Source organism: uncultured Fibrobacter sp. (assembly GCF_937877005.1).
In the GTDB taxonomy this organism is placed as follows: Bacteria; Fibrobacterota; Fibrobacteria; order Fibrobacterales; family Fibrobacteraceae; genus Fibrobacter.
In genome coordinates this window covers 1-10,557 of record NZ_CALEFV010000232.1, presented here as the reverse complement: position 1 = coordinate 10,557, position 10,557 = coordinate 1, and the positions used below count along the sequence as shown (strand labels likewise).

General features: G+C 48.3%; 12 protein-coding genes and 1 tRNA gene. All 13 read left to right on the top strand.

All coding sequences use genetic code 11. From position 1 onward, the window contains the following. A partial coding sequence (locus tag Q0628_RS10285) for a VOC family protein (RefSeq protein WP_298770730.1) occupies positions 1-374 on the top strand: 374 nt, incomplete at its 5' end. A gap of 352 nt (positions 375-726) precedes the next feature. Continuing rightward, positions 727-1,464 (top strand): hypothetical protein, encoded by a 738-nt coding sequence (locus Q0628_RS10280; protein ID WP_298770728.1) that lies wholly within the window; start codon positions 727-729, stop codon positions 1,462-1,464. Between the two features lie 235 nt (positions 1,465-1,699). Next, positions 1,700-2,473, top strand: a complete 774-nt coding sequence (locus tag Q0628_RS10275) for a hypothetical protein (protein ID WP_298770725.1) — start codon at positions 1,700-1,702, stop codon at positions 2,471-2,473. 363 nt (positions 2,474-2,836) lie between these two features. Beyond that, positions 2,837-3,478, top strand: coding sequence for an RsmG family class I SAM-dependent methyltransferase (locus Q0628_RS10270; protein ID WP_298770723.1), 642 nt, complete (start codon positions 2,837-2,839; stop codon positions 3,476-3,478). Next, positions 3,475-4,263: a ParA family protein gene (locus Q0628_RS10265; RefSeq protein ID WP_298770721.1), complete on the top strand. Its 789-nt coding sequence runs from the start codon at positions 3,475-3,477 to the stop codon at positions 4,261-4,263. Before Q0628_RS10270 ends, Q0628_RS10265 begins: the two co-directional genes overlap by 4 nt. Beyond that, positions 4,263-5,261 carry a ParB/RepB/Spo0J family partition protein gene (locus Q0628_RS10260; protein ID WP_298770720.1) on the top strand — a complete coding sequence of 333 codons (999 nt, stop codon included), beginning with the start codon at positions 4,263-4,265 and terminating at the stop codon, positions 5,259-5,261. Before Q0628_RS10265 ends, Q0628_RS10260 begins: the two co-directional genes overlap by 1 nt. Positions 5,262-5,267: 6 nt before the next feature. Then, positions 5,268-6,068 (top strand): M23 family metallopeptidase, encoded by an 801-nt coding sequence (locus tag Q0628_RS10255; protein WP_298770718.1) that lies wholly within the window; start codon positions 5,268-5,270, stop codon positions 6,066-6,068. Between the two features lie 23 nt (positions 6,069-6,091). Next, positions 6,092-6,469: a polymer-forming cytoskeletal protein gene (locus Q0628_RS10250; protein WP_298770716.1), complete on the top strand. Its 378-nt coding sequence runs from the start codon at positions 6,092-6,094 to the stop codon at positions 6,467-6,469. 362 nt (positions 6,470-6,831) lie between these two features. Further along, positions 6,832-7,575, top strand: a complete 744-nt coding sequence (locus Q0628_RS10245) for a metallophosphoesterase (protein WP_298770714.1) — start codon at positions 6,832-6,834, stop codon at positions 7,573-7,575. 45 nt (positions 7,576-7,620) lie between these two features. Further along, positions 7,621-7,693, top strand: a tRNA-Met gene (locus tag Q0628_RS10240). 21 nt (positions 7,694-7,714) lie between these two features. Beyond that, a complete protein-coding gene (locus tag Q0628_RS10235; RefSeq protein ID WP_298770712.1) occupies positions 7,715-8,161 on the top strand; it encodes a hypothetical protein in 447 nt (148 codons plus the stop codon). Positions 8,162-8,628: 467 nt separating this feature from the next. Then, the gene (locus Q0628_RS10230; RefSeq protein ID WP_298770710.1) at positions 8,629-8,868 is read left to right on the top strand and encodes a hypothetical protein; all 240 of its coding nucleotides are present in this window, start codon (positions 8,629-8,631) and stop codon (positions 8,866-8,868) included. Between the two features lie 139 nt (positions 8,869-9,007). After that, positions 9,008-10,557 (top strand): endo-1,4-beta-xylanase (locus Q0628_RS10225; RefSeq protein WP_298770708.1); only part of this gene is annotated, 1,550 nt, incomplete at its 3' end.

Below are 10,557 nucleotides of genomic sequence, written 5' to 3'. Positions count from 1 at the left end.
TCGCCATCTGGGTAAAAGACATCGACAAGGTCTGCGAATTCTACCGAAAGTATTTTGGTGGGGTAGTTCACCCGATTTATCATAATCCGGCAAAGCAGTTCACCAGCCGATTCGTCACCTTCGAAAGTGGAGCCCGTTTGGAGGTGATGCACCGCCCCGACATCTGTCTAACAACAGGTAACGCAAATGAAGAACATCTCGGTTTTGCCCATCTTTCCTTTTCGGTCGGTTCAAAAGAAGAGGTAGACCGACTCACCCGGCAAATGTCTGACGACGGAATCCAGGTGATAGGGGAACCCCGAACTACCGGCGACGGGTATTACGAAAGTGTTGTCCTCGACCCCGAAGGCAACCGCATCGAGATAACGGTCTAGCGCCATATCATAAATAACGAGACCAAAAAAATTGCAGCAATAAGGGAACAGCAACCGCTGCACATAGAAAGCCTTCCTGAAAAGGTTCTATAGTTAAATATACATCCATCCCCTTGACACTTTGTGTCATGTTGGGACTTTGGCAAAGCCAAAGTCCGACCTTAATCGCCTCGGTCATAGAACAAACAAGTTTGTTCTGCGACACTCACCTCGCTATGTTGGGACTTTGGCAAAGCCAAAGTCCGACATGCTCATGCTCGGTTATGCCGAAATACAAGTATTTCGTCGCAACACTCGCTATCGCATGTTTCACGTGGAACAAATACCAAACATTTTTTTTATATTTTCTCATATGAAAAAGATTATCCTTATTCTCTCCATTCTCGCATTAAATGTTTTCGCCGTTGACTGCATTCGGGCAACATTCAACGCCTATGTAATGCAGTACACCATCTACGGCGAGGACTACGAAGGACTCCGCACAGACAGCATGTACGTCGATAAAGGTTCTTCCATCTATATTTCTAAAGACTACTGGACCGGAAACCACCTGGATAGTGTCATCGAATATGGTAAATCTAATGACTCCGAAGAATGGGAAAACAGAGTAAACCTCATGAATAGGACCGCCACTGTTACGCAAGAAGGCGACCTAAAGAAATATACCATCTTGGACGACGGCGAAATCGATTCAGAATATTTCATTTTTTTCGATAAAGATTCCCTATACTATAAAGAAGGTGTAGAAGATGACACCATCTATATTAAGAATGACACTCTCCACAGAGATCATGGTGAACAAATAATTGTTAAAGACACGGATAACGAAAATAAGTGCTACGATAAAGATAGAGACAATAATGTTTGGATGACATATGAGTATGAGACTAGGGGAGACACCCTTATCCAAAAGAGGACTCATCTGGATGGTGGTAAAGTCCTTATCACATTCATGGTTCCTATCAGTGGAAATTCCATCACCTCGTTCCAGCGAAAAATCCGTCCAACAATTATCCCCGAAAAGGCCAAGCACTTCGACCTCCTCGGCCGCCCCGCCAACAGCAAGTACTTCATAAAAGTTAATCGATAATATCTAAAAGGTCTCCTTAAAGGAGACTTTTTATGTTTCACATGAAACATCCGCAGGACGAATGCAGCGTCCATACTTGTATGGGCATTGCTGAGCCCCAGGATGTCGGTCTTTGGCGAAGCCAAAGGCCAAACATGCGATTACGAGTGTCGCAAAATATGCTTGCATATTTTATGACCAAGTATGAGCATGTCGGACACGAAGTGTCCAAACATTTTTTATTATATTTTCCCATATGAAAAAACTAATCCTCATTTTCTCCATTCTCGCATTGAACGCCTTCGCAATCAACTGCCGAGACATGCTCCAGATATCTTTAACATCCAGCGCCACAAATAAATATTTAGCAGACAGCGCCTACATCGAAAACTACGCTCACGATTTTACTTACTACGCCTCCATGAAATACCACTATACAGGGAGCAACCTGGATAGCATCGTCCGGTGCGTAGAGCTAGAGGGCACTTACAATTGTTCAACAATTCGTCAAAAGACGGTTCAGGAAAAATCCGAAAAAAACATCAAGACAACTACCTATTACAACGACCAAATCATCCAGGAAGAAACCTATTTCATAGGAATGGATTCTTCCCTGACCTATGTCTATAGTCCCGCGATCTCCGATGAACCGAAGGTTGACTATATAGGAATTGTATACTTGCGAAACGACACCCTTTATAGGGAAGTATGGGACCAATCCGAAAACACCCTCCAAAAGGAACAAAGTTCCTTCATAACCCCAGACCCCAATGACGGAAATACCTGCATCATAACCTCCTACGATTCCACTTCCAGCACTACCCAGCAGATTATAACAAATACCGAAACCGGATTCGTCGTGTCGAACAAAAACAGCGAGGAAAAGATGTTCTATATTATGGTCAACCCCAATTCTACCACCTCGATCCTCCGCAAAAACCATCCGACATTCATCCCCGAAAAGGCCAAACACTTCGACCTCCTCGGCCGCCCCGCACAGGGAAAATACACGGTGGAATTCCTAAAATAAAGTTTGCTCCTTCGGAGCCAACTTGCTTCGGTTCAGCAATGAAAATAAACAAGTTTATTTTCGTTGCATTCTCCTCGCTAATGTTCCATGTGAAACACAACTAATATTTATTTTCACATCATTTCAACATTTATCAAAAACTTATCCACGGATATTTTTAAAAAGTGAAAGGGCGCAAGCCCTTTTTTCTTGTATTCACATTTCATAATACTAAATTATCTCGTGGACGTTAGATTGCTTCGCAATCATTGTTTGCTCCTTCGGAGCCAACTTGCTTCGGTTCGGCAATGAAAAATACCTAATGTATTTTTCGCTGCGCTCACCTCGCTAACGTTCCACGTGGAACATTTTTTTAGGTTTTCATTGAATTACAGAGAAAACAAAAATCAGCAGAATCTCTTGAACCAGTTCTTGCAAGAACATGGTGTGCAGCTGTCCGAAAATGTTCTGGGCAAGCTTTACGATTTTGCGGACTTGGTGGTGAATACCAAGCAGTTCGGCAACCTGATTTCGGCAAAGGACTCCGAAAAATTCCTCAGCCGCCACATCGCCGACTCGCTGATGCCCTATATATATATAGTGAAGGATATTCAGCCCGGTGTCAAGTGGGCCGATATGGGTGCGGGGGCAGGTTGCCCGATTTTCCCGCTCGCCATCGTAATGCCCGAAGTAGAATTCTTTGCCGTCGAACCCCGCCACATGCGCGTGGAGTTCATGAACTACGCCAAAGAAAAACTTGGTCTCAAGAACCTGACCGTCGTGGGCAAGCGTTTCGAAACTTCGGGACTTGCCTACCTGGATTTTGTGAGTTGCCGCGCCCTTTCGACTTTCGAAAACGACTGGGAACGCGCCCAGCCGGGACTCAAGCGTGGCGGTAAATTCATCACGCTGAAAAGTTTCAACAATATTGTTCACTTGGAAAACGATCCGGCAGTATACATACACAAATATGCACTACCCCAGGAAGAACAAGTTTATGCCTTAGTCACTCGAGGTAACGAATGAGTAAAGTGATAGCAGTATGCAACCAGAAGGGCGGCGTGGGCAAGACCACGACGGCCGTGAACCTGGCTGCAAGTTTTGCCGCACTGGAGAAGAAGACTCTCCTGATCGACATGGATCCACAGGGTAACGCCTCCCAGGGTCTTGGCTATAACGAGATGCAGGATGTGGATATCCACGAAATCCTGAACATGGCCGAAAATCCGGATAATGTCACCTACGACAACATCAAGGAAGCAATCCTCGATACGAGCCTCGATTACCTCAAGGTCATCACCTCCGGCCCAGATCTCGCCGTCATGGAAATCGAACTGGTGAACGCCATGAGCCGCGAACGCCGCCTCGAACGAGTCATGAACGTGCTGAAACAGGCATTCGAATTTATCATCATCGATGCCCCGCCGAGCCTGAACCTCCTTACCCTAAACGTACTGACTGCCGCAACCAGCGTGCTGATCCCGGTACAGTGCGAATACTACGCCCTGCAGGGAATGACCGAACTTTTCAGGACCATCCGCGAAGTACAGAAGAACCTGAACGCTGGCCTAAAAATCGAAGGCGCCCTGCTCACCATGTACGACTCACGACTCAGTCTAAGCAAGCAGGTGGCCGAAGAAGTACGCGAAAACCTGAGCGACACCGTTTTCCAGGCGATGATTCCGAGAAACGTGAAACTTTCGGAAGCGCCCAGCCACGGAAAGCCCGCCATCCTGTACGACGTACAGAGTGCTGGCGCACAGGCATATATGAAACTGGCAGAAGAAATTTTAAATAAGGGTAGCAAGTAATGGGAAAAAAATCTTTCGCACTAGGTCGCAGCCTTTCCGATATCCTCAAGGATCACTCCGCACCAGCCGCAGCAGAAATTCAACAGTCCAATTCACAATCGGACGAGAATAACGCCGAAAATTCTTCCGCTGTTGACAATTCCCAGAAAATAGTGGAAATCAATGTCGATCTGGTCGACCCGAACCCGTATCAGCCGCGCAAGGTATTCAGCGACAATGAACTTGTCGAACTCGCTGACACCATCGAAAAGCACGGACTGCTTCAACCTATCATCGTCCGCAAGCTGGGCGATCGCTACCAGATCATCAGCGGCGAACGCCGTACCCGTGCAACGAAGCTAGCCGGACTCCCGACCATCAAGGCCCAGGTTTACGAGAACCTGGACGACAAGACGATGGCCGAATGGGCCCTCATCGAAAATATCCAGCGTGTCGACCTGAATCCGGTCGAAATTGCACGTTCCTATCAACAGCTGATCGATAACCACAACTACACGCACGAAGACTTGTCGAAAATTGTGGGCAAGTCCCGCTCCGCCATCACGAACGCCCTCCGTCTGCTCAAGCTTCCAGAGCAGGTCCTGGTGTGGATCGAAGAAGGCAAGATTGCCGGAGGCGCCGCCCGTGCCCTCTGTAGCGACAAGATCCAGGATGCCGAAACGCTTGCAAGACGCATCATCGAGGAAGGTCTGAACGTGCGGCAGATCGAGGCGATTGCCCGCGGCGAAGATATAAACCAGACGAAAGAAGGCGAAGGGGATATTCCGGAAGCCGACGAACAGCCGGAAGTCCACGCCGACAAGCCGGACACTACCGCAAAGCCGAAGCCCGAACTCAGCGCCGACATGAAGCAGTTCGAGTCCCGACTCGAAACTTTCTTCGGTACCAAGGTACAGCTTAACCCGAGCGCCTCGAACGAAAGCAAGGGCACCATCGTCATCAACTACTATTCCATGGACGACCTCACACGAATCCAGGAACTCATGGAAAATCGGTAGATTCGCATGAAAGGCAAGTACTATACCGTACAGATAATCCCCGAGGATTCCAAGGAAATCAAGAAGTTCCGCGTATCAACAAAGTGGTTCTTCTTTCTCAAGGTTTTCCTCGTGGTGTTGATAGTTGTGCTCGGCATTGCCATATTCAACATGGGTCGCATAGGGCGCACGCTCGTCAAGTACGAAAAAATGCGAATGACCAACGCGCAGCTCGTAAAGCAGAACGCGAACTACGAGGAACTGTTTCTCCGTATCGATTCGCTGTGGGTCCTTGAAGAACGCATCCAGAATATCCTGGGCACCTTCGTAGAGAACGATTCCAACAAGGTCAACAGCCTTATAGACAAGAACCGCTTCGCACACACGCCATCGCAGAAAATCGACGTGGATTACGAAGGAATTCACGGCTGGAAACCACCCGAAGAAAAGATTAGGCTGGAACATGTTCCGAACGTGATACCGGTAGTGGGTATCGTGAGCAAGAAATTCAGCGAGGAAAATGGCCACCTGGGAACGGACTTTTCAGCCCAGCCCGGTGATCCCGTCTTCGCATCGGGTAGCGGCATCGTGGAATTCGCCGGTCAAAAGGATGAACTCGGAAACACGGTGATCATCAACCACCAGAACGGTTACGTGACCAGCTATTCACATCTCAAGGATATACGGACTCGCAAGGGACGAAACGTGGGCAAGGGCGAAATTATCGGAACGGTCGGAAGTACCGGAAACAGCAGCGCCCCGCACTTGCACTATACCATTACCCGGGAAGGCAGGGAAATGGACCCCGAGCTGTTCATCAACTATTAACACTAACAAGAGGAAAATGAAAAATGGCTACTAAGGAACAGGAAATTACGCAGATCGGCCACAGCGTGACCATCAAGGGCGATATCAGCGGCAAGAGCGATGTCCGCGTCGCCGGCACCATCAACGGTAGCATCTCCATCGAAGGCGAGCTCATCGTTGAACGCCAGGGAATGGTAGAAGCTGAAATCAAGACCACTACGGCAGTCGTTGCCGGCATGGTCAAGGGAAACATCGACGTCGCCGAAAAGCTCATTCTTGAAAGTTCTTCCCAGTTCGTTGGCAATATCAAGACCAAGCAGCTCATTATCCAGGAAGGCGCCATATTCCAGGGAAACTGCCAGATGGGTCTCAAGACTCCTGTCGAGAAGTCTGCTGCATCGTCGAAAGAGGCGAATAACTAGTCATAGAGCAAAACCCACACCTATATCAATAATATCTATTTATTTATATATATAGTAATGGATATTGATACGGTGAATAGTGAATAAGTTTGAACAGGAAGAAACATAAGTCAATGACTGATAGAAAGTTGGAAAGTTAAGTCTATTGATGAAAAATGTTGAAAATTCCGAACTTATTCACTTTTTTCAATGTTCATAGATGTTGAAGTGATGTTTTCAATGCTAAATCACAGCGAGTGAACGGAAAACCATTGAAAATAGTGGAATAATCTCTTTTTTTCAATGATTTTGGTCACATTAACAAATAAAAACCAAAAAAATTAATTAATAAATTAATATAATAGTTATATTATACAGACAAAATGTCATCCACAATTCTAAAGATAGGCCAGATATCCGATATCCACATCGGAGAAGACGAAAACTTGGTGCAGGGCATCGATGTCCGCGCTAATTTTCTGAAAGCGCTGCAGTCCAAGTCGATGCAGGGTTTGGACCTTCTGGTTCTTTCTGGTGACCTTGCTAACGAGGATGCCGAACCTGGCGCCTACAAGTTCATCGCGGATGTCATGAAAGAATATAACAAGCCGTATTGCATCATTCCCGGAAACCATGACCGAATTGAGGTGATGGAAAAGTTCTTCGACTTTTCGGGAAAAGTTCACGATGGCAAGTGCTACTACCGTTATGATCTTGCAGGAAGGAGTATCTTTTTCCTGGATAGCGCCTGTGGCGAGGTTTCACGGGAACAGCTGGACTGGCTCAAGTCGGAAGCCGCCAAGGTCGATGACGAAATTTTGCTGTTCGTGCATCATCCGCCCTGCTTCTGCGGACACCGTTTCATGGACTTGCGCTACCACATGAAGAACATGGTGGAAGTTCAGGAAGCCCTTGCCGGTATCGAGAACCTCACGCACATCTATGTCGGACATTATCACGCAAAGTTCGAAGTGAACATGGGCAGGCAGATTGTGCACGTGGCGCCGGCGACTCAGCTGCAGATCGATCCGAACACTCCCTATTTCACGCTGCAAAGTTCCGCACCGGGTTGGCAGCTGATCAAATGGGGAAAAAATTTTGTAGAAACTGAAGTTTATTTTAAATGACCCCTTGAATTTCTGATTTGATTTGACTAAATTTGGTGAAAATTTGGCGGCTTAGCTCAGTTGGTAGAGCGTCGGAATCATAATCCGCAGGTCTGTGGTTCGAGCCCACAAGCCGCTAGTATTTTGAAAAGAGGCTGATATGTCAAGACGAATCCTAAAAGTGGCGTTATTGATGATCGCCTCTTTTTTCGTAGCCCCGAGCCTTGTCTCCTGTGACAAGGACGAGGAAAATGTTCCCGAAATCAACCAGCTGCAGGCACCGAAGCCCAAGGCTGTTCCTATCGTCACGGTAGAGCAGTTTACCGCCCCTGCCACGACAGCGATTTCCCTGGATAAGGCAAAGCTCTACGTGAAGGCGAGTGCCGCTCTAGTGGAACTCGGCGTGACCTGGTCCAAAAAAATCGACCAGGCTAACGACATCGAGAAGGTTCAGATCCTGAATGCCTATAACGTGGCGCGCGACCAGCTCTGCGCACGCATCGGTCTGGCCGGTATTGCCGAATACAATTGGATGACTGCCTCCGCAGTACCCGATCCTAAGAATAAGGCTATCTTCGAAGAAGCCGGTCTCAAGCCGAACAACTAGTTTCGGCTAGCAATAATGACATTAGCCGTATATGAATCCTAGTAGCAGCGCGATTGCTATTAGGAGTACGATTTGCTTTACTACTTGCAGTTCGTGTGAATTCATGGCTTCAAAATACATTTTTGACTTTTCACAGAACACAAAGTAAGCATCGAATAATTTTACGGATGTAAACGCGTGATGCAGGTTACGTCGTGATTGACACCGACTTACGCTTTTCTGTGCAATCTATAAACTTTCGGCCGTGTGAAATATCCAATAAGGCGTAAATTGTTAATAGATTGTTGATTTTGATTGTCGTATTACGAAAGCTGGGCCCTGGCAGACCAGGCGTTGGCCTTTATCGAAAAGATTCCGATGAAGGAATTGGTGGAAGATTACGCAAAGGCCAAGGAGGAGGTGTTCAGGCATTTCTTCAGGAGAGGCAACCAGGGCGTATATGATTATCTGATTTCGGAAAGCTGCAGATGGATTTCGAACTTTACGGGAAAAAGAAGAACAAGTTTGACGATATCGTGTCGGCGCGTGCGATTATCTTGACCGATAGCCTTATCATCTGGGTGGATCAGGACAAAGTCAAGAAGTCGTCAATTAGGGAACGCTTGAGAAACAAGAAGACATCTAGGCAGGTATTCGAAAATACGAAGGGAATCGTGTTTGCGAATGGTTCCATTTCGGGCAAGGAAATTTCGAAGGTGCAGTTCTAGAGGTTTTGCAGGAACGATTGATTTCCAAAGGCAATAACACTTGATACAGCGGTAAACGAAATGACCGCTTTTTTTGTATCTTCCTATTGAAAATCAAGGTATTTTCGTAATTGGACATTAAACCTAGCGAGAAATAATTATGCTTAAGAAATTTTTGACTGCTTGTGCCCTGGGTGCCACGGCCCTGTCGGCTGCTCCTCTGCTCACTAACGGCGACTTGTCCTACGGCGACGGTGGCTGGTACATTTGGAACAACCCCGATGGCCCTGCCAAGTACGAAAGTAAGCTCGGCGAGAAAGGGTTCGGCGTCGACGGCAGCGAAGGTGTGAAGATTACGGTGACCGAACTTCCGAATCCGTCATGGGGACTGCAGCTGCAGCCGCCCAAGTGGCTTGCCGATTCCGCTTACTACACGCTGACCTTCAAGGCGAAGGGCAACATGCCGATTAACGCTATCGTGCAGGGGGGCGCTCCCGACTGGCGACAGAAGGAAAGCGCCTCGTTCATGCTTACGAACGAATGGAAGACTTATTCCATGACCTTCCTTGCCGACCAGAAGGGTTACGGCCTCAACAACGTCACGTTTCATGTGGGCCTAGCCAAGGGCTGGATGCAGATGGACGATGTCGAGATCGAGAAGGTCGAGGGCATGGATGACATGTCCTGGTACAATAACTCCGCGACACGCATCGATAGCTTGCGCAAGAAGGATTTGACGGTGAAGGCCGCCCCGGGTGCACAGGTGAAGGTAGAGCTCATGCGCCATGCATTCCCCTTCGGTACGGCTCTTGCCCTTTACCCCAGCAAGGACAGCGTTGAAACTTGGTATAGGAAGACTGCCAATAAGTACTTCTGGTACGGTGTTCCCGAAAACCAGTTCAAGTGGCCGGAATACGAACCCAAGAAGGGCAAGATCCGCCGCGACGAGTTCAAGCAGTACCTGGATTACGTGAACGACTACAAGTGGGGCTTCCGTGCGCATACGCTGGTGTGGGGCCATCAGGGCTATGGCTTTGACAAGCATTTCAGCAACCAGGGCAGCTGCAAGGACATTTCGAACAAGATCAAGGCGCGTATCGAGCGCGATGTCAAGGAATACAAGGGCCGCATCAAGGAATACGACGTGTGGAACGAAGCCTTCCACGAACCGTTTATCTTTAACAAGTGCGGCTGGGACCTGCTGGATAGCGCCCATGTATGGGCTCACCGCGCCGACCCCGATGCACGACTTTTCATCAACGAATACAATGTGGTGTCTGCCGGCGAAACGGAACGCCTGTATGATATCGTGAAGGGTATGCTCGAACGCAAGGTTCCTGTGCATGGTATCGGCGTGCAGTGCCACTTTGGCGACCGCCAGCTGAATCCGGCATTCATCAAGGCGCGCCTCGACAGGCTCGGTTCGCTGGGTCTCCCGATCAAGGTCACGGAACTTGACTTTGGCGATTGGCAGAAGGGCATGTACTTCGGCGAAGAAGAACAGGCCAAGCGCTACGAAATGTTCCTGCGCATCGCATTCAGTCACCCGGCGGTCGAAGGCATTATCCTGTGGGGCTTCTGGGATGGCCGCCACTGGGTGAAAAACGGCGGTATCGTCGCCATGGACGGCCGCGAAAAGCCCGCTGCCAAGCTCATTTACGACTTGTGGCACAAGGTATGGACCACCAACGGAACGTTCAAGGCCGACGA